At 58.0% G+C, this 20,382-nt stretch carries 21 protein-coding genes; 3 read left to right on the plus strand and 18 right to left on the minus strand.

The genetic code is table 11. The features are described from left to right. Positions 1-3 precede the first annotated feature (3 nt). From map to QP995_RS04500, 3 genes are all read right to left on the minus strand, one after another. Positions 4-915 carry a type I methionyl aminopeptidase gene (map, locus tag QP995_RS04490; protein ID WP_049170794.1) on the minus strand — a complete coding sequence of 304 codons (912 nt, stop codon included), beginning with the start codon at positions 913-915 and terminating at the stop codon, positions 4-6. Between the two features lie 68 nt (positions 916-983). Further along, the gene (locus QP995_RS04495) at positions 984-2,831 is read right to left on the minus strand and encodes a penicillin-binding transpeptidase domain-containing protein (RefSeq protein WP_284852954.1); all 1,848 of its coding nucleotides are present in this window, start codon (positions 2,829-2,831) and stop codon (positions 984-986) included. A 59-nt stretch (positions 2,832-2,890) separates the two neighbouring features. After that, positions 2,891-4,123 carry a M50 family metallopeptidase gene (locus QP995_RS04500; protein WP_284852955.1) on the minus strand — a complete coding sequence of 411 codons (1,233 nt, stop codon included), beginning with the start codon at positions 4,121-4,123 and terminating at the stop codon, positions 2,891-2,893. 215 nt (positions 4,124-4,338) lie between these two features. On the opposite strand from QP995_RS04500, the gene QP995_RS04505 reads away from it, so the two are divergent. Continuing rightward, positions 4,339-4,740: a DUF2631 domain-containing protein gene (locus tag QP995_RS04505; protein ID WP_038628682.1), complete on the plus strand. Its 402-nt coding sequence runs from the start codon at positions 4,339-4,341 to the stop codon at positions 4,738-4,740. A gap of 116 nt (positions 4,741-4,856) precedes the next feature. On the opposite strand, the gene rlmN is transcribed toward QP995_RS04505, so the two are convergent. Further along, positions 4,857-5,954 (minus strand): dual-specificity RNA methyltransferase RlmN, encoded by a 1,098-nt coding sequence (rlmN, locus tag QP995_RS04510; RefSeq protein ID WP_049170933.1) that lies wholly within the window; start codon positions 5,952-5,954, stop codon positions 4,857-4,859. A gap of 117 nt (positions 5,955-6,071) precedes the next feature. Between rlmN and QP995_RS04515 the strand changes: the two genes are divergently transcribed. Further along, positions 6,072-6,500, plus strand: a complete 429-nt coding sequence (locus QP995_RS04515; RefSeq protein ID WP_070439607.1) for a lipopolysaccharide assembly protein LapA domain-containing protein — start codon at positions 6,072-6,074, stop codon at positions 6,498-6,500. Positions 6,501-6,521: 21 nt separating this feature from the next. On the opposite strand, the gene QP995_RS04520 is transcribed toward QP995_RS04515, so the two are convergent. The 5 genes from QP995_RS04520 to rpsB form a co-directional block, all read right to left on the minus strand. Further along, entirely contained in the window at positions 6,522-7,427 is a 906-nt protein-coding gene (locus tag QP995_RS04520) for a phosphatidate cytidylyltransferase (protein WP_048735546.1), read from the minus strand. A 39-nt stretch (positions 7,428-7,466) separates the two neighbouring features. Beyond that, complete coding sequence (frr, locus tag QP995_RS04525; protein WP_038628675.1) at positions 7,467-8,024, minus strand: ribosome recycling factor; 558 nt, start codon at positions 8,022-8,024, stop codon at positions 7,467-7,469. Positions 8,025-8,107: 83 nt separating this feature from the next. Beyond that, entirely contained in the window at positions 8,108-8,833 is a 726-nt protein-coding gene (gene pyrH / locus QP995_RS04530; RefSeq protein WP_005509726.1) for a UMP kinase, read from the minus strand. Between the two features lie 181 nt (positions 8,834-9,014). After that, a complete protein-coding gene (gene tsf / locus QP995_RS04535; RefSeq protein ID WP_048735543.1) occupies positions 9,015-9,842 on the minus strand; it encodes a translation elongation factor Ts in 828 nt (275 codons plus the stop codon). A gap of 55 nt (positions 9,843-9,897) precedes the next feature. Then, positions 9,898-10,719 (minus strand): 30S ribosomal protein S2, encoded by an 822-nt coding sequence (rpsB, locus tag QP995_RS04540; protein ID WP_038628671.1) that lies wholly within the window; start codon positions 10,717-10,719, stop codon positions 9,898-9,900. A gap of 376 nt (positions 10,720-11,095) precedes the next feature. Here rpsB and QP995_RS04545 point away from each other — a divergent pair, with 376 nt between their 5' ends. After that, positions 11,096-11,617, plus strand: a complete 522-nt coding sequence (locus QP995_RS04545) for a murein hydrolase activator EnvC family protein (protein WP_070429359.1) — start codon at positions 11,096-11,098, stop codon at positions 11,615-11,617. A 14-nt stretch (positions 11,618-11,631) separates the two neighbouring features. Here the strand turns inward: QP995_RS04545 and QP995_RS04550 are convergent, their stop codons facing one another. The 9 genes from QP995_RS04550 to QP995_RS04590 form a co-directional block, all read right to left on the minus strand. Further along, on the minus strand, positions 11,632-12,486 hold the full coding sequence (locus QP995_RS04550; RefSeq protein ID WP_502869795.1) for a tyrosine recombinase XerC: 855 nt from the start codon (positions 12,484-12,486) through the stop codon (positions 11,632-11,634). Between the two features lie 291 nt (positions 12,487-12,777). Next, positions 12,778-13,914 (minus strand): DNA-processing protein DprA, encoded by a 1,137-nt coding sequence (gene dprA, locus QP995_RS04555; protein WP_284852957.1) that lies wholly within the window; start codon positions 13,912-13,914, stop codon positions 12,778-12,780. Positions 13,915-13,943: 29 nt separating this feature from the next. Beyond that, positions 13,944-15,476, minus strand: a complete 1,533-nt coding sequence (locus QP995_RS04560; protein WP_049194022.1) for a YifB family Mg chelatase-like AAA ATPase — start codon at positions 15,474-15,476, stop codon at positions 13,944-13,946. Next, entirely contained in the window at positions 15,477-15,899 is a 423-nt protein-coding gene (locus tag QP995_RS04565) for a YraN family protein (RefSeq protein ID WP_284852958.1), read from the minus strand. 211 nt (positions 15,900-16,110) lie between these two features. Beyond that, positions 16,111-16,413 (minus strand): DUF2469 domain-containing protein, encoded by a 303-nt coding sequence (locus tag QP995_RS04570; protein ID WP_005509529.1) that lies wholly within the window; start codon positions 16,411-16,413, stop codon positions 16,111-16,113. 54 nt (positions 16,414-16,467) lie between these two features. Beyond that, positions 16,468-17,172 (minus strand): ribonuclease HII, encoded by a 705-nt coding sequence (locus QP995_RS04575; RefSeq protein WP_224783775.1) that lies wholly within the window; start codon positions 17,170-17,172, stop codon positions 16,468-16,470. Further along, positions 17,147-17,944 (minus strand): signal peptidase I, encoded by a 798-nt coding sequence (gene lepB / locus QP995_RS04580; RefSeq protein WP_048735525.1) that lies wholly within the window; start codon positions 17,942-17,944, stop codon positions 17,147-17,149. Before lepB ends, QP995_RS04575 begins: the two co-directional genes overlap by 26 nt. Positions 17,945-18,018: 74 nt before the next feature. Further along, complete coding sequence (gene rplS, locus QP995_RS04585; protein WP_048761860.1) at positions 18,019-18,360, minus strand: 50S ribosomal protein L19; 342 nt, start codon at positions 18,358-18,360, stop codon at positions 18,019-18,021. 139 nt (positions 18,361-18,499) lie between these two features. Beyond that, positions 18,500-19,726 carry an HNH endonuclease signature motif containing protein gene (locus QP995_RS04590; protein WP_284852959.1) on the minus strand — a complete coding sequence of 409 codons (1,227 nt, stop codon included), beginning with the start codon at positions 19,724-19,726 and terminating at the stop codon, positions 18,500-18,502. Between the last annotated feature and the right edge of the window lie 656 nt (positions 19,727-20,382).

The following is a 20,382-nucleotide window of genomic DNA, read 5'->3' on the forward strand; positions in this document are numbered from 1 at the left end:
GGTTTAGGCCTCGGGCTTCCAACCAGTCTGGAACTGGCCTGGCACGTTCTGCTCATCCGGCAGAGTGAGGATTTCATAGCCGTCGGAGGTCACCAGCACCGTGTGCTCGAACTGAGCTGTGAACTTGAAGTCATCATTCTGCACAGTCCAGCCATTCTCCCAGATGTGGTACGGCAGCTCACCGAGGTTAATCATCGGCTCGACAGTCAAAGTCATGCCCGGCTCGAAAATCGTGTCCTGGCTCGGCTCATCGTAGTGCAGGACAATCAAACCATTGTGGAACGTGGTACCGACACCGTGACCGGTGAAGTCCCGAACGGTGTTGTATCCAAAACGCTTAGCGTAAGACTCGATTACGCGGCCGATGACATTAATCTCACGGCCCGGCTTGATGACCTTAATGCCGCGCATGGTGGCGTTGTAAGTGCGCTCCACTAGCTGGAGGTGCTCCTCCGAGACATTGCCCGCGAGGAAAGTCGCGTTGGTGTCGCCGTGGACACCGTTCTTGTATCCGGTGACGTCGACATTGACGATATCGCCGTCTTCAATAACCTGAGTATCCGGAATACCGTGGCAGACAATCTCATTAAGAGACACACAGCACGACTTCTCAAAACCGCGGTACCCCAGCGTGGACGGGTAGGTGTCGTGATCCAACAGGTACTCGTGCACCACCCGGTCAATCTCATCCGTGGTCACGCCCGGAGCTACGGCCTTGCCGGCCTCCACCAACGCGTTGGCAGCAATGCGAGAGACCTCTCGCATATTTTCAATATCTTCCGGAGTCTGTACCAGCGGCTCGCCGACGCCTTCCTGAACCTCGTCCTTCCAGGCGTACTCCGGCCGTTCAATATGTGCCGGAACGGTGCGAATTGGAGTGGACTTTTGCTGAGTAAGTGGAGAACGCTGAATCATGGAACATACTCTACCCCTACCCCCGGATTAGCCTTTCGGCCTGTGCCGGTTTCAAAGCCAGAAATGCTCTAGCCCTCGTCCCCCGAACCTTCATCGATATTGGCAAAGAAGGCATCGGTAATCGCCACGGCATGCTCCGAACCACCACCGCCAACGATAAGCGTGGCAAAGGCCAAATCATCGCGGTAGCCAGTAAACCAAGCGTGGGAGCCGCCAGCGTACTCGGCCTCACCGGTCTTTGCATAAACTTCACCTCGACCGGCAATGGCCGAACCAGTACCAGAGGTCACCACCGCCCGCATGAGTGTGCGAACCTCATTCAAAACCTCAGGCGGCAGTGGCTTTGATACCTGCGACTGCCAGGTTCCCGCGCTTGGCACGAGTGACGGTGTCGGAGTTCGTCCGGCCGCCACCGTCGCGGAAACCAGCGCCATGCCAAACGGGCTGGTCAAGTCATTGCCCTGCCCATAGCCCGCATCGATACGCTCGACTTCATCACTGCCATCAGACACGCTGCCGGTAATAGTGTCGAGGCCCGCGATGTGATAGTTGATGCCGATGCCGAAGTTCTTGGACTCCTCCTTGAACTGCCCTGGCTCCAACTTGTGAGAGATGTTGCCAAACGTGGTGTTACAAGACCGCGCGAACGCATCGCTCAGCGAGGTATTCCCGACACCACTTCCGTTGTAGTTGGTGACAATACGCGGCCCGATCTCCATCGAACCTGGGCACGGCACAGTCGATCCCGCATTTAGCCCCTCGTGCTGCACACCTGCGGCGGCAGTAACAATCTTGTACGTCGATCCCGGCGGGAACTGTCCCATCAGCGCAAGGTCGCCGTCCTTATCTGCTTCCGCTGTCTGTGCTACCGCCAGAATCTTGCCCGTAGACGGCTGCACAGCCACCAGCATTGCCTTAGCATCTTGCCGCGTATCGACGGCCTTTTGCGCTGCGTCCTGCACCTTTTTACTAATTGATGCCTGCACCGCCGGCGCTACATCCGGAGACACCTCATAGAGGGTGCCGACGACGGCTCCGCCCTCGTTGGCCGCCACGATATTCCAGCCATCGGCACCGTGATCACCGGTGTCCACTAGTCTTTCCACGCGGCTCATCAAATCGGGCGCGAACCCCGGGTCGGGTCGCACCATAGCGGCTTCATCGTTAACCGAAATTCCATCAATGTCAGCGAGATCATCTTTGACACGCTGTGGCGTGGATGCCGGCAACACGATCAGCGAAAAATTACCCCTTCCGCCGCTCGCCTGCTCCCCCACAGCGCGTGCGTCAAGCTTCGGACCGTCTTCCGGCATTTCATTATTGATGACCGTCGCCGCCCGGTTAATCGACGACTGCACATTCTCCGCCCCATCACGATGGAGAATTACCCGGTGCACAGTCCCTGGCTCGAGCAAGGCCGCACCGTCCGAGCCAACCACAGACGGACGTGGAGCTGCGATAGTGCGCAATTCTGGGTGTTGGTTACGCCCCAGCTGTGGATGCAGGGATGCTGGCGACCAGCGCAATGCCCAATCCCGTTGCCCAGTCTCAGTCTTGGTCAGTGTGAAAGTGGTGTCATATCCCCAGCGTCGCTGATGCGGTAGCTGCCAATTCATGGCGACTTCCGCCGAGGACTGGTTCGAGCTGGAATCGATACCCGCAATCTCATACTCAAGCCCCTCCGGCTGGAGTCCGGCAGTGGCCGCCTTCAGATCTCCTTCAGCGGAGTCCGGGTGATCAGTCAGTGCCGCCGCCTTAGCAACGTCCCCTCCCGCCAGCGCCCCCAGGAATTCCTCGAGCACCTCGCGCCCGGTGTCAGGCCGCGGCGTACACGCGGCGGATGACAACACCAGACCCGTGATTGCCACAGCCGAGATACTGCGAAGCACGGGCTTGCGGCGCGAAGTTTGTTCCATGTGGGCTGACGTTAGCACCGCTTTGCTTTACGACGACGCTGGCACGCCGCAACCTGCTATCAGCGGTTCAGCACAATTGGATTGACCACGTCAGCGGCCATGACCAGAACGCCGAATACCAGCAAAACCGCGGTAAAGGCCATAGTAACTGGCATGAGTTTGGTGTAATCGGCAGGCCCAAGCGCTGGCTTACCGAATGCCCTGCGAATCACGTCTCGAATGCGTTCATAAATAACAACGGCGATGTGGCCACCGTCGAGTGGCGGCAACGGCACGAGGTTGAACACGGCCAGGAAGTAATTGAGGTTGGCCAGCAATAGGAAGAACGACGGCCACTGGTTCATCTCCACCAATTCACCGCCGGCACGCGAAGCGCCGACGACGCTCATTGGGCTGGCCGGGTCACGCTGAGCACCGAAGATGGACGCAACCACACCGGGAACCTTCTCCGGGATGGAGAGCAGCCCATTCCAAACCGCCCCAAAAAGACTGCCTGTGAAGCTGGCCGCACCACCGATGGCGGTCACTGCGTTGTACTCGTGGAGAACAGTTTCTGGGCGTTGGAAGGCGATACCAATCGCTGGCTGGTCGATGTCCTGGCCGTCGTTAGTCTTGCGTTTGACGACTTCCGGGGTGACCGTGACCGTCTCGGAGGTGCCATTGCGGTCGATGGTCATTTTGATGTCGCCACCTGCAGAGCTGCCAATAAGCGACACAGCCTCGGGGTAGGACGTAATCTTGGTGCCATTGATCTTCTCAATCACATCTCCGGCACGTAGCCCTGCGCGCTCTGCAGGACCGGAACCAGTGCAGGGCTCCAGCGTGCCGTCGGCACGCTGTGCCGGCGAGACGCACTGCACCGCCTGAATGCGTGGCGCCATTTCCTTACCCATGTTGGGCAAACCCCACGTCACGGCAATGAAGTAAAGAATGATGAATCCAACGATGAGGTTCATTGCCACCCCACCGAGCATCACGATAATGCGCTGCCACCACGGCTTCTTGTACATGGCGTAGGGTTCTTCGGCAGGATCGATTGGATCCATAGCGGTCATACCTGCGATGTCGCAGAATCCGCCAAACGGAACTGCCTTTACTCCATACTCGGTGTCATGCCCTCCTGCCGCAGCGTGATGCCGCTTGAAGGAAAACAGCGTTGGGCCGAAACCAATGAAGTACCGACGCACTTGCATTCCACACAGTCGAGCTGCGGTGAGATGGCCCCATTCGTGAAGGGCGATTGTCACCGCGATGCCGATTGCGAAGAGTAAAACTCCAAGAAGAAATGTCACGAGTGCTCACCCTACCCCCACTTTGGGCAAACGAGCACACCGGCGGAGAGTTTCCGGCCGGGCGAAGTCCCAATTTCAGCAAGTTCTAAGGTATCCTTACACCCGATACTCAAGATTGTCTGAAAATGCGCTCAGTCGCTTTCAGCAAAATCGCAGATAGACTGAAGTGCATATAGAGTGCAATTCGCCGAAAGTGTTTACAGGAGGACTTTCAAGTGAGCAACCACGAGCCAAAGGAAGAGATTTACCGCGGCGTCAGCACCCTCGACGAGCCGTCGGCGAAGTGGGGCTGGCACGGCATTAGCAAGAGCGCTATGCAGAAGGCCGGCTGGATTTCCGTGATTTTCCTGCTGGGTATGACCATTGGTAACCACAAGGGCAACGTCGAGAACTGGTGGCTGGTCGCCATCGCCGCCCTGATTGCTATTGGCCTGCTGCTGCAGTTGTTCGCCCCGCAGGGTTCTCAGGTCCGCACCGTTACCGGTCACAACAAGCCGGAAGGCCACATTGAGCCGGAGTGGGCACGTGACCAGGTTAACGGCACTGGTGTCTACGCTAACCTGACCGACTCTCAGCTGCGCTCCTGGAACCGCCTGCCGGAAGGACAGAACCAGTAGAGTTAGCCACTTTTGCAGAAAGTCTGGCCTAACAGCTCTATAGCGACAGCTCTATAGCGCTACAGCGCACAAAAAGATCCGCACCGAATTCGGTGCGGATTTTTGCTATTCAGCGACTAAACTTCTTCAGCCGCCAGCTGACCACACGCTGCCGCAATCTCGTTGCCACGGGTATCGCGGACCGTGCACGGTACCCCCTGGGCCTGTACGCGGCGGACGAACTCCTCCTGCTGCTTCTTCGGGGAGGCGTCCCACATCGAACCCGGAGTTGGGTTGAGCGGGATTAGGTTGACGTGGACACGTGAGCCCAGAGCATTGTGGAGCTTCTTACCCAACAGGTCTGCACGCCAATCCTGGTCGTTAATATCGCGAATCAAAGCGTACTCAATAGATACGCGACGGCCTGTCTTGTCTGCGTAGTAGCGAGCTGCATCGAGTACCTCGGCCACTGTAAAGCGATTGTTGATCGGTACCAGCTCGTCGCGAAGCTCGTCATCCGGAGTATGCAGAGACACCGCGAGAGTTACTGACAGGTACTCGTCGGCAAGCCGTCGGATGTTCGGCGCGAAACCGACCGTAGAGACGGTGACATTGCGCATCGAGATGCCGAATCCCTCCGGCGAGGGCCGCGTGATGCGATGGACGGCGGCGAGAACACGATTGTAGTTCGCGAGCGGCTCGCCCATGCCCATGAATACGATGTTGGTCAGACGACCGCCCTCAGCTGCCATAGTGGCAGCGGCCTCACGCACCTGGTCGACAATCTCCGCGGTGGAGAGATTACGCTGCAGACCGCCTTGCCCCGTCGCGCAGAATGGGCATGCCATACCGCAACCGGCCTGTGAGGAAATACAGAGGGTCGCACGCCCCGGGTACTTCATCAGCACGGATTCCAGCAGCGTACCGTCACCTGCACGCCACAGAGTCTTACGAGTCTCGCCGTCGTCACAGGTGATGTGGCGAACGGGAGTCAACAGAGGTGGGAAGAGACTGTCCTTGACCTTTTGACGATCTGCTTCTGGCAGGTCAGTCATCGTCATAGGGTCAGCCTCAAGCCGACCGTAATAGTGCCGGGCAATCTGATCGGCGCGGAAGGCCGGCAGGCCCAGTTCCTTGACCGCAGCCTTCCGTTCCTCAACATCGAGGTCCGCAAAATGGGTCGCGGGCATGCCGCGACGTGGAGCTTTAAGAACGATTGGAAGTGAAGATGCCATGATGACACCCATTTTCGCATGTAATGACGGTTTTGGCCTAATGAGTGACTCGGCAGCCGCAACTAAGTGAACCTTTATAAGTGGTACATACCTGCCAAAACGTGTTGAATGATAGGTATGACTAACGCTAATCAGCCGAATAACGACAGTCCGCTTTTCGACGACGTTCCGTCGTACTCCCCAAATGATTCCGTGGCTCCTGCACCTGAGCAGGACAACCTTCCAGAGCCAGTCGTTGACGCGCCGACAGAGAAGGACTCCGCACCGGAGCCAGCGCCCGCCCCTGGCCAGCGTAAGGTGAAAAAGACCACTGCGGGCTCTATGTGGATTGGCCTGGTCATCAGTGCAGTTTTGCTGATCGTACTGCTGGTGTTCATTCTGCAGAATCAGCAGGAGACCGCACTAAACCTGTTCGGCTGGACCTGGAACTTCCCAGTCGGCGTCGGAATGCTGTTCGCTGCCATCCTCGGCGCCCTCATCACCGCACTCATCGGTGGCTGGCGAATGTTTGATCTGCGCCGCCAGATTCGTAAGGGCGGCAACTAAAGGCCGATTGAACCAGCCGAATTAAACTAGGCTGAATAGCTGCAATATCAGCCACGTCATCGCGGCTGATGGCAGCATGCCATCCAGGCGGTCCATCAGACCGCCGTGGCCCGGCAAAATCGAGGACATATCTTTAATCCCCAGATCTCGTTTGAACTGGGACTCCATCAGGTCACCAAGCGTAGCCGAGATAACCAGGGCGATGCCCAGCACGATGCCCTGCCACCACGGCGCGTGCAACATAAAGATCGCACAGAGCGCTCCAGTAATGGTGGCGAGTACAAGAGAGCCGCCGAACCCTTCCCAGGATTTTTTAGGGCTTACCTTTGGGGCCATCGGATGCTTTCCGAACATTACACCAGCGGCATAGCCTCCGACGTCATTTGAAATAACCCCAATCATGAAGGTCACAATGACCAGACGCGGATCAACTCCCCAGGGATTGTCCATGCGTACCAGCTGCACTGCTAGCGCGGCAAAGAACGGAATCCACATCATCACGAAAACACCGACTGCGACATCCCGCAGCCAGTTCCGTGGTGCTTCGGCCATCCCGTGTAAGAACAGACGAACGACCAGCAAGAGCATCAGAGTCGCGGCCAGGCCCATGACCAAACCGTCAATCCCCCAGTAGGCAGACAACCACACCATCAGCTGTCCGCCGAGAATCAATACCGGGCGAGGGACCTGCCAATCGGACTCACGGAGCCGCTCGCAGACCTCCCAGGTTGCGAGACCAACCGCCGCGGCGACCAGAACGGTCCAGGCGAGCGCCCCCAGTAGCAAGCCGATGATGACGACTGCACCAAGTGCTACGCCCACCGTAATTGCAACCGGCAGGTTCCGACCTGCCGAGTTACGCGGCTTAATAAGCCGTAGCTCGTCTAGAACACGTTCCTTATTGGACGCTGGCTTCGACGTTGGCATTGGCGCCTCAAATCCCCTCTCCCGGTTGAATATGAAGGCCTAAACCTCCATCAATTCCGCTTCCTTGCGTTCAACCAAGGAGTCCACCTGCTCGACGTAGTTCTTGGTGACCTGGTCCAGCTCCTTTTCGCCTGCCTGCACCTCGTCCTCGCCAGCATCGCCGTCCTTCTGAATCTTCTTCAGAGTTTCCATGCCCTTACGACGGACATTGCGAATCGCGATCTTGGCGTCTTCGCCCTTCGAACGTGCGACCTTAACCATCTCACGACGACGCTCCTCGGTCAGCTGCGGGATAGTTACGCGCAGAACCTGGCCATCATTAGTCGGGTTCACACCCAGGTCGGAGTTGCGAATCGCGTTTTCGATGTCGCCCATAACGCTCAGCTCATACGGCTTAATCAGCAGCATGCGCGGCTCTGGAACCGAAATGGTAGCCATCTGGGTAATCGGAGTCGGAACCCCGTAGTACTCCGCAATAACGCCATTGAACATCGCCGGGTTCGCACGGCCAGTGCGAATGTGCGTCAGCTCCTCGCGGCAGTGCTCTACGGAGCTACCGTACTTTTCTTCACAGTCAAGCAGGACTTCATCAATCATTGTGTTTTTAACCTCGGGTTTCTACGCGGGTTCTAGATAGTTCTAGAGCGCTCTGTGGAAAGAACGTATTACGAACAAATTTATCAGCTGTGGACGAGAGTACCGATTTGCTCACCGGCTACCGCGCGCGCAATGTTTCCGTCGGTAAGCAGATTAAACACGAGAATCGGCATGTTGTTGTCCATGCACAGGGAGAAAGCGGTGGCATCCGCAACGCGCAGGTCGCGTTCCAGAACCTCACGGTGGGTGATGTCATCGAACAGCTCTGCGTCCGGCACCTCACGTGGGTCGGCCGAGTAGACACCGTCAACGGCCTTGGCCATCAGCAGCACCTCGCAGCCGATCTCCAGGGCGCGCTGGGCGGCGGTGGTGTCGGTGGAGAAGTACGGCATACCCATACCTGCACCAAAGATGACCACGCGGCCCTTCTCCAGGTGGCGCTTAGCACGCAACGGCAGGTACGGCTCCGAGACCTGTGCCATGTTGATAGCAGTCTGCACACGGCAGTCCACGCCCTCCTGCTCGAGGAAGTCCTGCAGAGCCAGGCAGTTCATGACCGTGCCCAGCATGCCCATGTAGTCAGAGCGTGCGCGGTCCATGCCGCGCTGCTGAAGCTGTGCGCCACGGAAGAAGTTACCTCCGCCAATGACGACACAGACCTCGACGCCCTTTCGGGAAACTTCCGCAATCTGTCGGGCAACGTTTTGCACCACGTCCGGGTCAACGCCAACCTTGCCGCCACCGAACATCTCACCACCGAGCTTGAGCATCACACGCTTGAAGCCATTGCGCTCGACAGATTCTGCCATGACCATGCACCTTTCTCACACCGTTTAAAAAGTCGCAGACGAGTCTACCCGGTCACGACAGCAAGGCACACTTGACGCTCCGCATTGTCTGCAACATGGCAGCAAAATGCCCCGCCCGGGTTCCCGAGCGGGGCATTTAAACTAGCTCACAGCTAGAGGCTTATGCACAAATTACAGCGAATTAGTGCTGACCAACCTCGAAGCGGACGAAACCGGTCAGGGTAACGCCAGCCTCTTCCATGAGCTGCTTAACGGTCTTCTTGCTGTCAGCGACGGACGGCTGCTCCAGCAGAACAACGTCCTTGTAGAAGCCGTTCAGACGGCCCTCGACGATCTTGGCGATAGCCTGCTCCGGCTTGCCCTCTTCGCGAGTAATCTTCTCGTAGACAGCGCGCTCTGCCTCGACGCGGTCAGCCGGGACATCCTCGCGGGACAGGTACTGAGCCTTCAGAGCGGCAACCTGCATAGCTGCTGCGTGAGCAGTCTCTGCAGCGCCCTCTCCCTCACCGGTGTAAGCAACCAGAACACCGACAGCTGCCGGCAGGTCTGCTGCACGGCGGTGCAGGTAGACAGCGATGTTGTCGCCCTCGAGAGTAGCAGCGCGACGCAGCTCCAGCTTCTCACCGATCTTTGCGGAGAGCTCCTGGGTAGCCTCAGCTGCGGTCTGACCGTCGAGGTCAGCTGCTGCGAGCTCTTCCGGGGAGTTTGCCTTGACTGCTGCGGCAGCGTCGGCGACCTTGTTGGCGAAGTCGATGAACTCCTGGTTCTTGGCAACGAAGTCGGTCTCGGAGTTGACCTCGACCATGGTGTTACCAGAAACAGCAATCAGGCCCTCGGCAGCGGTGCGCTCTGCACGCTTGCCGACGTCCTTTGCGCCCTTAATGCGCAGGATCTCGACAGCCTTGTCGAAATCGCCGTCGGTCTCGACGAGTGCGTCCTTACAAGCCTTCATGCCGGAGCCGGTCAGCTCACGGAGCTTCTTGACGTCAGCAGCAGTGAAATTCGCCATGCTGGGCGTTCCTCCTTGTGGTGGTTAGAACTTGTGGTGGTTAGAAAGTTCAGCTTTACTCAGCGGATGCCGTCTCAGTTGCAGCGGAGCCCTCGGCGTCCATCTCTGCAGCCTGGTCGGTGTTCTCAGCGGCGGACTCGATCGGAGCGTCGCCTGCTGCTTCGCGAGCAGCGTTGGCCTCGCGCTCAGCGCGAGCCTTGCGGCCCTCTTCAACAGCGGTGGAGATGATGCGGGTCAGCACGGAAGCAGCGCGGATTGCGTCGTCGTTGCCCGGGATCGGGAAATCAACGTCATCCGGGTCGCAGTTGGTGTCCAGGATGGCAACAACCGGAATGCCCAGCTTCTTAGCCTCGGAGACAGCGATGTGCTCCTTGTTGGTGTCAACAATCCACAGTGCGGACGGAACCTTGGACATGTCGCGAATACCGCCCAGGGTGCGCTCCAGCTTGGTGCGCTCACGGGTCAGCATCAGGATTTCCTTCTTGCCGCGACCCTCGTAGCCGTTCTCAGCAGCGTCCATTGCCTGAAGCTCCTTCAGGCGAGCCAGGCGCTTGGAAACGGTGGCGAAGTTGGTCAGCATACCGCCGAGCCAGCGGTGGTTGACGTACGGCATGTCAACGCGCTCTGCCTCGTTCTGAACGGCTTCCTGAGCCTGCTTCTTGGTACCGACGAACAGGATGTTGCCACCGTGAGCGACAGTCTCCTTGACGAACTCGAAAGCCTCGTCGATGTAGGTCAGGGTCTGCTGCAGGTCGATGATGTAGATGCCATTGCGCTCGGTGAAGATGAAACGCTTCATCTTCGGGTTCCAACGACGGGTCTGGTGACCGAAGTGGACACCTGCATCGAGCAGTTCTCGCATGGATACAACAGCCATGTCATATTCAGGGAAGATCCTCACGTCCAGCCTGACTAGGGCTGCGGCTGCTTCCCTTCCTTTCTTATCCGATATAGGTGGTTACAGTTCACGCACAGGCTTTCCCTGTGCCCTAGCGCTCCCCCGCTGCCTCACACCCGACAGATATCCTGCCGAGCACCCGTGAACCAGCCGGAATGGGTCGCGCGCGTAGTCTTTGTGCTAATGACCGCCCATTAAGGCAGACACCGCGAGCGTAATCTTATCTGATACATCGCGCAGGTCGCAATATCTGACACGCCCTGCTATCCACAGGACAAAAAGTCATCCACAGCTAGAACCGTTTGCAATGCACTGCCGCTTGTCGACGGGTGTAGCGTCCGCCACACTATCGCGCATGACAACCAAGCAGAGTTTCAGGCGCTCGCTAATGCGCACATTAGCGCTATTCGTGCTCGCTGTCGCGCTAACAACACCCCCAAGCCCACCTGCAGCTACCGGCGAGCCAATATCCGCTATTACGCATACTTTCCCTGTGCACGGCAAAGTTCTACGCTTCTACACCCCACCGGAAAAACGCTGGCAGCCTGGACATCGCGGAGTAGACCTGAACGCCTCCCCGGGCCAGCCAATCCGCGCCTCAGCTCCCGGTGTGGTGCATTTCGCCGGTTCGATCGCCGGAATGACTTCCGTGTCAATCATGCACGCCGATGGCATCCGCACAACCTATCAGCCCATAGATACCGCGTTAGAAAAGGGAGACCACGTGGCCGCTGGCCAGGTGATTGGTCATCTTGTGGTCAACGCCAAACATCCCGAACCGGGCCTGCATTGGGGCGCACTGCGCGGCAAAGACTATCTCAACCCACTGGATTTGATACAGCGGAGACCAATCGTGCTCAAGCCTGTACGCAATTAAACAACCCTGCGCGATTAAGCGCGCGGATGTGCCCGCTTGTGTACTTCACGGAGGCGGTCCGCTGAGACGTGGGTATAAATCTGCGTGGTCGCCAGACTCGAATGACCGAGCATCTCCTGCACCACACGCAAGTCAGCGCCACCTTCCACCATGGCTGTGGCCGCAGAGTGCCGGAGCGAATGCGGTGAAACATCAGCCCATTTATGAATCACTCGGCGCGCCTGACGAGGATTCAATCTACCTCCACGCACACCGAGAAAAAGCGCATGTTCGGCCTGTGCGGAAGCATGAAAGCTTCCACGCACCTGGAGCCAGCCTTTGAGTGCCGCCTCCGCTGGTACACCGAAGGGCACGATGCGCTGCTTGTTCCCCTTACCCACTACCGAGATGATGTGGCGGGAAAAGTCCACATCAGAGACGTCAGCCTTGCACAGCTCCTCTACACGCATCGCAGTGGCATACAACAGTTCCACAATGGCCAAGTCGCGAGCCGCAACTGCGCTGTCCTCGGAGGAGACTTTCTCGATTGCCTCCTCAACCCTCTCCGGCGAGAGCACTTCCGGAAGATGCTGATGTTTCTTCGGCGTTGACAGCCGCAGCGACGGATCAGCATCGAGAATTTGCCGAGCTACGAGCCAACTACAGAACTGGCGAATGGACGTCGTTAAGCGAGCCAGCGATGACCGCGCAGCACCCTCCGCATGCTTCGCGCCGAGGTGCGCACGGATGACAGGGGTGGAGAGTTCACTGATGTGGTCCAGGCCGGCGAGGAGGGGGATGAGATCGGCTCGATAGGCACGGACGGTTGCGTCAGAGAGTCTGCGGGAATAAGTCAGCTCATCGAGAAAATCCATGAGCACGGCCTCAATATTGGCGGATAACCCGAGATCCGGCTCAGTCCTGTCGTCGTTATTGGTTGCGCGCTTCACGGTTCTGACCTTAGTAGATGCACACCGCGAGACCTCACCAGACAGCGGAAAAAGGCAGTGACTCCGACTTTCGCCAGAGCCACTGCCCTATTGCCTCACCCATGTCACAAGCCCGTTTCCGTAACAGTTACTTAGGCTTGCCTTGCCTATATTACTGAGCGTACAGAGAATTGCAATACCTAATTCAAGATTTTTTCGAGATTCTCTGCAGAAGGCTTTATTAGCGCCTCACTAACGCTTCTGTTCCTGGCGCAACCACCCACCCTCCACCCGACTGGTCAGCCCCCGTCCCTGCAGCTCCAGCAACAAATGTGTCGTAAGCGCCACGGCCAATCCCGCCTGCGCTGCGACTTCTCCCACCGGCGTTGGCTCCGCAGAATTCAGAGAGTCGTAGACAGCGAGCTCGTTTCGAGAAAGCTTCTGCACCGCCGACTTTTCCCACAACAATTCAAGCTGAGCATCCTCATTCACTGTGCCAACTGACCGATACAGCGACCGCACATTATCGGCACTACACACCAGGACAGCCTCGCCACTGCGGATTAGATCATGACAGCCAGAGGTAGTTTGCAGCGTCACCGGTCCCGGCACTGCTCCCAAGGGCTTGTTTAGCCTCACTGCCCAGTGCGCTGTGTTGCGCGCCCCTGAACGCCAGCCCGCCTCGACGATTGTGGTTGCTCGCGATAGGGCCGCTACCAGCCGATTCCTAGTCAAAAACCGATGCCGTGCTGGTCGCACCCCCGGTGGATACTCCGTAATCAGCGCACCCCGCTCTGCAATCCGGTCGAAGAGCTCTGCATGCGCCCGCGGATAGTCAACCCCTACACCACCGGCTCCGACCACAACCGTAGTGCCGCCAGCGTCGAGCGCAGCTCGATGCGCCGCGGCATCAATACCCAACGCACCACCACTGATGACACTAACCCCCGCGTTCGCGAACTGTCCCGCGAGTTGGGCCGCCACTTGTGTCCCGTAGCTGCTGGCCATCCGCGTTCCGACAATCGCCACCGCTTCACTGACCACGTCCCGCAAGTCACGGCCACGCACCCACAGCGCAAGTGGCGGTGCATCGGCGCGGTCACGGACTTCGAGCGTCGTAAAGCAGGACAGCAGCTCCCCCGGCCACTCTGGGTGCCCCGGATAAATAAGACGCCACCCCATCGCTGCCGCCAGCTCCAAATCGTGGCCGCTCTGGTCAACGTCGGCCCGTGCCTGCGTCGTATTGAGCAGACCTTCCGGCAGCCCGGCGCGAGCCTTGATCCTCTCTGCTACCTCTACCGGCCCAAACTCCGTCACGAGCCGCACAATCTGCGGATGCGTCGCCTCTATCACACGATTCAGGTAAGCCCACGCGTGAATTTCGTCCATTTCTCCCCCTTGATAGTGGTTCGGTTGTATTAGCCGCCCTCGCGGTCATGCAGCTGGCAGGCACGTTGCACGTGCTCGAAGGTAAACGCGTCTACTCCCCCGAGGTCTGCGAGCGTCCACGCCACTGCGATTACTTTGTCCACTCCCCGCTGGGTAATCTCTCCGTTCCTCAACTGGAAGTCCAATAACGCCATCGCTTCTTCGTCTAAGCCCGCGTGACGACGGAGAAGCGAGCGTGGCACACTCGCGTTGGTGACGGCTGCTTCGTCGGCAAGCCCCAGGGCCTGCCACCTATGTCGGGCACGGTCACGTGCGGCCTGTACCCGATCGCGAACGGCCGCGGAGGGCTCATTGTGTGCTTTGTTTTTAATTCCCAGCTTGGCCCCGGCAGGACTGAGCGTGACGTTGAGATCCATGCGATCGCGTAGCGGGCCCGATAATGCGCGACCATGCTTGGCTCGCTCGGTACTAGAACAGGTGCATTCGCTGGCATACGCCGCCCCACACCGACAGGGATTGGTCGCCATGACTAGTTGTGTTCTCGCCGGAAAGGTCACTCGATGGTGCGTACGCAGGTGGACGACCACCCCGTTTTCCATCGGCATCCGCAACGCATCCAATACCGCCGGGCGCATGAGGGTGATTTCGTCCAAGAACAGCACCCCATGGTGGGCAAGGCTAATCGCGCCGGGCTTGGGCACAGCACCGCCGCCGACTAACGCTGCCACAGTCGCGCTGTGATGTGGAGCCACAAACGGCGGATGTTGAATAAGAGTGTCCGCAGTATCGAGCGCTCCGGCCACCGAATGCAGCGCGGTGACCTCCAGCTGCTGCCACTTCTGCAATGGCGGCAGAATTGTGGGCAAGCGCTCAGCGAGCATGGACTTCCCAGTTCCCGGAGAACCCTGCATGAACAGATTGTGCCCACCTGCTGCGGCTACCTCGAGGGCGAAGCGGGCCTCAGGTTGGCCATCGACATCGGCCAGGTCTACCGAGAAGGCTTGTTCGCTGGGGTCGTCGTTAAGCGCGGTCGTCAAACCTGAGCCGGTGAGTACCCAGCCCCATAGCTGTGTGAGGTCGGCTGCGGTGCAGACTGCGATGCCGTCGACGAGCGCGGCCTCGGCGGCGTTGGCGGCGGGGACGACAACCCAACGGGCACCTGCCTCGCGGGCGGCAAGGACCTGCGGCAGCACTCCACGCACCGGGCGAATGGAACCGTCGAGCCCAAGTTCGCCAATGAGAACCGTGTGGCGGAGACGACCTCGGGCCTCCATGTCATCGCTGGTTGCGATAAGGATGGCGCAGACGATGGCGAGGTCAAAGCTAGTGCCGTGCTTGCGGATATGCGCCGGCGACAGACTCACCACGACTTTTGTCTTCGGCCAGGGCAACTGCGAGTTAGCAACCGCCGTGCGCACGCGATGTTTGGCTTCTCCGACGGCGGCATCGCCGAGCCCACCGATATACATTCCCGGCAAGCCACGCCCAACATCGGCTTCCACCTGCACAATAGTTCCTTCAATGCCGCTGAGGCTGACTGCAAGAGCTGTACCGACAGTCATCTAGCAGTCCCACATGATTGCGTCGCTGATTGCGGGAATGTACGTAACTGCAACGACTGGAGGACCGGACGAAGGGCTGGACACTGTGACTTCTGCGCAGTCGATAACTACGGACTCTAACCAGTAGGTAGAACTCTCTGACAGCCACTGTCCCGCCGCCTTGCGCAAATGACGAAGCTTGGCTGCTGTGATGGACTCTCTGCCGTCCCCAAACTGACTACTTCGCGAGCTGCGCCGCGTTTTTACCTCCACAAAATGCAGCCTGCCGTCAACATCTTCAGCAATAAGATCGAGCTCATAGCGCCCCACCCGCTCATTCCGAGCAATAACTTCCCACCCCTGATCCACCAACATCTCAGCAACGAAATCCTCCCCAAACGCGCCGAGCTGTCTTGTGGTTAGTTCTTCAAAGCTCTGTGTCATAGCCCCGGTCCCCCTGGTTCCCCGTTGAATTGTGCCTTGGCGGTTTACTGCCTAGACTTTTGCCGCCTTGGCGGTTCGGAAACACTCTTGCACAGCGGGCATGACAAAGGCCCTCCGATAAATGCTCAGAGGGCCCTAACTGTGGATAATTTTTCGACTGTGGATAACTGTTAGCAGCTAGCCATAACATGCGATGACAGGCGACGATAACCTACGGCAGTCGCAAGTCCGGCTTATCCAGTTCCTCGATATTGACATCCTTGAAAGTGATAACGCGCACGTAGCGGACAAACCGAGCCGGGCGATGGACATCCCACACCCACGCATCCGACATCCGCAGCTCGAAATAGACCTCGTTTTCGCTGTTGTGCGGAATCAGCTCCACAGCATTAGCAAGGTAGAACCTGCGCTCCGTCTCAACAACGTACGAAAACTGACTAACGACATCGCGGAACTCCTTGTACAGGGATAGTTCAACGTCGGCCTCGTAGTTTTCTAGATCTTCTGCGCTCACGACCGCGACGGCTCCTTCGAGTGTTTACATGTTGCTCTTTTTGTACATGTTGGTCTATTCGGGGTGCTCAAGATACTCCGCGTGTGCCAAGCGCACATTGCGGTATGACCACCGATGCTCCGGGGTTGCGCCATGGCGTGAAATCGCTTCCATATGCGATGACGTGCCGTAGCCCTTATGCCCCGCCAGACCATAGTCCGGATACTTCTCCGATAGGTCAACCATAATGCGGTCGCGGGTGACTTTGGCTAAGACACTCGCAGCAGCAATACATCGGCAAGCGGAATCACCACCAATCACGGGCAAATAGGGTGCCGTGAAGCCAGACACCTTGAGTGCGTCGGTAAGCACGTAGCCAGGACGCTGCCCCAACCCGGCTACCGCGCGGCGCATTCCAGTGACATTCGCGTCCTGGATGCCGAATTGGTCGATGTAGGACGCGGGAATCGTCGTCACGCAAAAAGAGGTGGCGAAGCGTTGGATGAGCGGAAAGAGCCGTTCACGTGCGGCCGGCGTGAGCTTTTTAGAATCGGTGAGCTTATCCAGCTCTGCGATAGGGCGTTCTGGAAGGCAGCAGGCGGCGATAACTATCGGGCCTGCACAGGCGCCGCGACCAGCCTCGTCGACCCCGGCTACAGGTCCAAAGCCGCGCTTTGCCAGCGCGACCTCTATCGTGCGCGACTGCTTCAGCCTCCGCAGTTTCGGCGCCGGCGGCGTGAGCAGACTGTGCTGACTAGTTGTGCTGGATGTCCGGATCATCGACGCCACCGATGCGGTTAAACGGCAGGATGATTGCCTGCACCTTGCCGACGACGTTATCCAGTGGCACAGTACCCTGCAGCTCGTCGCCCATGTGATAGCGAGAGTCCGCGGAGTTGGTGCGGTTATCACCCATGACCCACAGATGCCCCTCCGGCACTGTTACCGGCCCGAAGTACGGGCCACCACACTGCTCTGAGCCAAGATTATCCACCACCGGCTTGTCTGCTGGAGTTTTAATGAAATCCTGGTCTGTCATCTTGCCGTCAACCATGATGCCGGGATCTCCTGGGCGACACTGCACAGTCTGCCCACCCGTGGCAATCACACGCTTGACCAACGCATTTTCATCAGGGGCGACAAGGCCAATCCAGGAACCAACCGTCTGCAGCGAGTTTGCCACCGGGTTAGTAGAACGCTGTGACACGTAGTTACTATTCCAGGACTCCGGGCCATTAAAGACGACAACATCGCCGGGCTTGGGATCTGAGAACTGGTAGGAAACCTTATCCACCCAAATGCGGTCACCGGTGCACCCGACACATCCGTTGAGCGTCGGCTGCATCGACTCGGATGGAATCACGTAGACACGGCCGATAAAGGACTGCACACCAGCACTGATGAGCAGGGCAATCACGATAATGATTGGAATCTCGATGTACCACGGAGTGTGCTTTTCAGGCTCCTCGTCAAGTTTCCGGAAGCCTTTCAAGCCTTCAGTACGGTCTTCTTTTTGGCCGTCAGTCTGTTCGCGAGAATCGTCGTCGGTCATGGGAAAAGACTATACGCGATAGAAAAATCCCCACCGAGCTCAACACTCGATGGGGATTATTTTGCGCCAAAAGACTAGCGGCGCTCCTTGATGCGTGCAGCCTTACCGCGCAGGTTGCGCAGGTAGTACAGCTTCGCACGGCGAACGTCGCCCTTGAAGACAACGCGAATCTCGTCGATGTTCGGGGAGTGCACCGGGAAGGTACGCTCAACAGCGATACCGAAGGATACCTTGCGGACGGTGAAGGTCTCGCGGACGCCGCCGCCCTGACGACGGATAACGACGCCCTTGAAGACCTGAATACGCTCGGTCTTACCCTCGACAATCTTTACGTCGACCTCGACGGTGTCACCAGCGCGGAACTCCGGAATGTCGTCGCGCAGGTATGCTGCATCAACCTTGTCAAGAATGTTCATGGAAACTTATTCCTTTACTTTTTGCATAGACAGAGGACCCTGGCGGCGCTTTCCCACAGAGGGACGCTCGGCCGGTTCATGCCCGAAACAGGTAAAGCTGCCTATAAAGACAACCTGGAAATTATTACACACCCCCTGGTCAGAAACCAAACTCTTCCATGTTCGGCGGGTCTTGCGGGTCTTGGGGAGCTTCCGAGTCTTGGGGGTCTTGCGGGTTGGGAGTATCGGTGTCTTCTCCCCTGCGCGCTTCCTCGACCAGCTTCCGTGATTGCTCTATCAGCTCCTGGCGATACTCGTTATATTCTGCCAGCGCCTGCGTCATCCGCAGTCCCCGTTTGTCGAAAGTGTAGCGCCCGTGCCCGGCAAGCGGCCCGTCTTCCAGGCTCACCGCCTTTTTGCCCGTGCTTGACGACGTCCACAGTTCCACCCCATCCCGATCACGTGCAACATTCCACAGACCAGCTGTTTTCATGTTGTGGTGCCGGCGGCAGAGGCAGTGGAGGTTCGGCGTTTCTGTTGCCCCGCCCTCCTCTGGGTGCTCTTTGTCGTACGGCTCAATATGGTCAATGTCGCAGAGCTCCGCGGGTACATCACACCCCGGAAAGCGACACGTTCCGTCCCGACCTTTAACGAAGGCTCTCTGACTTTCGGTTGGGGCGTAGCCCTCCGCGGTTTCGTCGGCAAGCATACGAATATGCGTGACCTTATCAATCCACGCCTGCGTAGCTAACTGCGAGATCCAGCCAACGCCGCCAAGCCAGGCGGTGCGGGGACGCTCCTCTGTGGCAGGACAGTATAGGTTGAGTACGATTTTTGCCTCGGCGGTGCCGCGGATGAGGTGTGTCAAAGCTTCGACTCGAGTGCAGCCAGCTGAGCTGGAGATGGACTCGAGGGTGGTTTTGAATTCGAGAGCGCGGGTCTTTTCCAGCTCCATAAAAGCTTCCGCGAAGTTGTCGCTCTCTTCAAAACCGATACTCTCTCCTACTATTTCGCGTTCTCCTGCAGGAAGCAGCGGATCGACATCACCCGGAAGGTTTTTGGGGCGAAGCTGAGGTTCAATTTCTTCGATAACCCGTTGCAGGAATTTATGTAGGCTGCGAACTCCCCGGAGTGCCTCGCCATGCTTTCGGGGAATGACAAAGCGGGCAATTTCTTCTTCAACAGCTGCACGCACCTCTGGATCGTGGAGCGGCGCTGTCGCGCGAGCAATGGTGATCAGATGCGCAAAGGGCAAATGAGCTCGAGCTTTAATAAAGGCACCCAGCCGGGGCATACGCGCTAACTGAATGCCGACCTCTACATACTCGAGCGCCTTACCGCGGGAAATACCCAACTCGGGTGCGATTTCAGCAATGTATGCATCCACATCAATCTCAAGCGACTTCGGCGTGCAACCGCAAGCTATACCCAGTTCCAAGCGGTTGCGTTGGATACCCGCCACCGCCAACTGGTTCGTGGATGACTCATGAAAAACTGCGGCGCTTCAGGCAGCAGAGCCGCTTGGTAAACATCGGACGGTTGTTTGGCCGGACTATCTTTTTCAGACATTGTTCCTCCAAAGCCCCAACCCCACTTGGTGTCGATGACCAGTGAATACCACTAGCCCAACGCCAAGAAGAGAAGCTCAAGCACTTTGTTCTGGATACCTCCATTATAGTACACCCGTTCGATTGCACAACCCCTTTAGTAAACCTTTTCGCTCGTATTTTCGAGTGTGTTATTGAGTGTGTTATCAAATGTCGCGAGGTGCATCTTCTGGCGAAAGTCCGCGCACGCTAAGACGGCACGCTACAACCGCTCGCTACAACGTCACGCTGATACAGCACTCCAATAACGACCGCTGCCGACCGTTGCTACAAAGCCCCGTTACCTTGTGAGTGTCCCTGATAATGGGGATAGTCGCTGGTCCCGGTATGGCTTACTTGCCCTGCAGTTTCCATAATCCGGGGGGGTGTTGCCGCCGGGTGCCAGGACTTTCGATGACAGCTGATAGGGACACGGCCAGTTTCAAACTAGGTCTCT

The organism is Corynebacterium sp. MSK032 (assembly GCF_030232065.1).
Classification (GTDB): domain Bacteria; phylum Actinomycetota; class Actinomycetes; order Mycobacteriales; family Mycobacteriaceae; genus Corynebacterium; species Corynebacterium jeikeium_D.

Excerpts from the sequence above, each read along its gene's own strand:
- map (WP_049170794.1), bottom strand. The coding sequence starts at position 915 with ATGATTCAGCGTTCTCCACTTACTCAGCAAAAGTCCACTCCAATTCGC.
- QP995_RS04495 (WP_284852954.1), bottom strand. The coding sequence starts at position 2,831 with ATGGAACAAACTTCGCGCCGCAAGCCCGTGCTTCGCAGTATCTCGGCT.
- rlmN (WP_049170933.1), bottom strand. The coding sequence starts at position 5,954 with ATGGCATCTTCACTTCCAATCGTTCTTAAAGCTCCACGTCGCGGCATG.
- QP995_RS04515 (WP_070439607.1), top strand. The coding sequence starts at position 6,072 with ATGACTAACGCTAATCAGCCGAATAACGACAGTCCGCTTTTCGACGAC.
- QP995_RS04520 (WP_048735546.1), bottom strand. The coding sequence starts at position 7,427 with ATGCCAACGTCGAAGCCAGCGTCCAATAAGGAACGTGTTCTAGACGAG.
- frr (WP_038628675.1), bottom strand. The coding sequence starts at position 8,024 with ATGATTGATGAAGTCCTGCTTGACTGTGAAGAAAAGTACGGTAGCTCC.
- pyrH (WP_005509726.1), bottom strand. The coding sequence starts at position 8,833 with ATGGCAGAATCTGTCGAGCGCAATGGCTTCAAGCGTGTGATGCTCAAG.
- tsf (WP_048735543.1), bottom strand. The coding sequence starts at position 9,842 with ATGGCGAATTTCACTGCTGCTGACGTCAAGAAGCTCCGTGAGCTGACC.
- rpsB (WP_038628671.1), bottom strand. The coding sequence starts at position 10,719 with ATGGCTGTTGTATCCATGCGAGAACTGCTCGATGCAGGTGTCCACTTC.
- QP995_RS04545 (WP_070429359.1), top strand. The coding sequence starts at position 11,096 with ATGACAACCAAGCAGAGTTTCAGGCGCTCGCTAATGCGCACATTAGCG.
- dprA (WP_284852957.1), bottom strand. The coding sequence starts at position 13,914 with ATGGACGAAATTCACGCGTGGGCTTACCTGAATCGTGTGATAGAGGCG.
- QP995_RS04560 (WP_049194022.1), bottom strand. The coding sequence starts at position 15,476 with ATGACTGTCGGTACAGCTCTTGCAGTCAGCCTCAGCGGCATTGAAGGA.
- QP995_RS04565 (WP_284852958.1), bottom strand. The coding sequence starts at position 15,899 with ATGACACAGAGCTTTGAAGAACTAACCACAAGACAGCTCGGCGCGTTT.
- QP995_RS04575 (WP_224783775.1), bottom strand. The coding sequence starts at position 17,172 with ATGATCCGGACATCCAGCACAACTAGTCAGCACAGTCTGCTCACGCCG.
- lepB (WP_048735525.1), bottom strand. The coding sequence starts at position 17,944 with ATGACCGACGACGATTCTCGCGAACAGACTGACGGCCAAAAAGAAGAC.
- rplS (WP_048761860.1), bottom strand. The coding sequence starts at position 18,360 with ATGAACATTCTTGACAAGGTTGATGCAGCATACCTGCGCGACGACATT.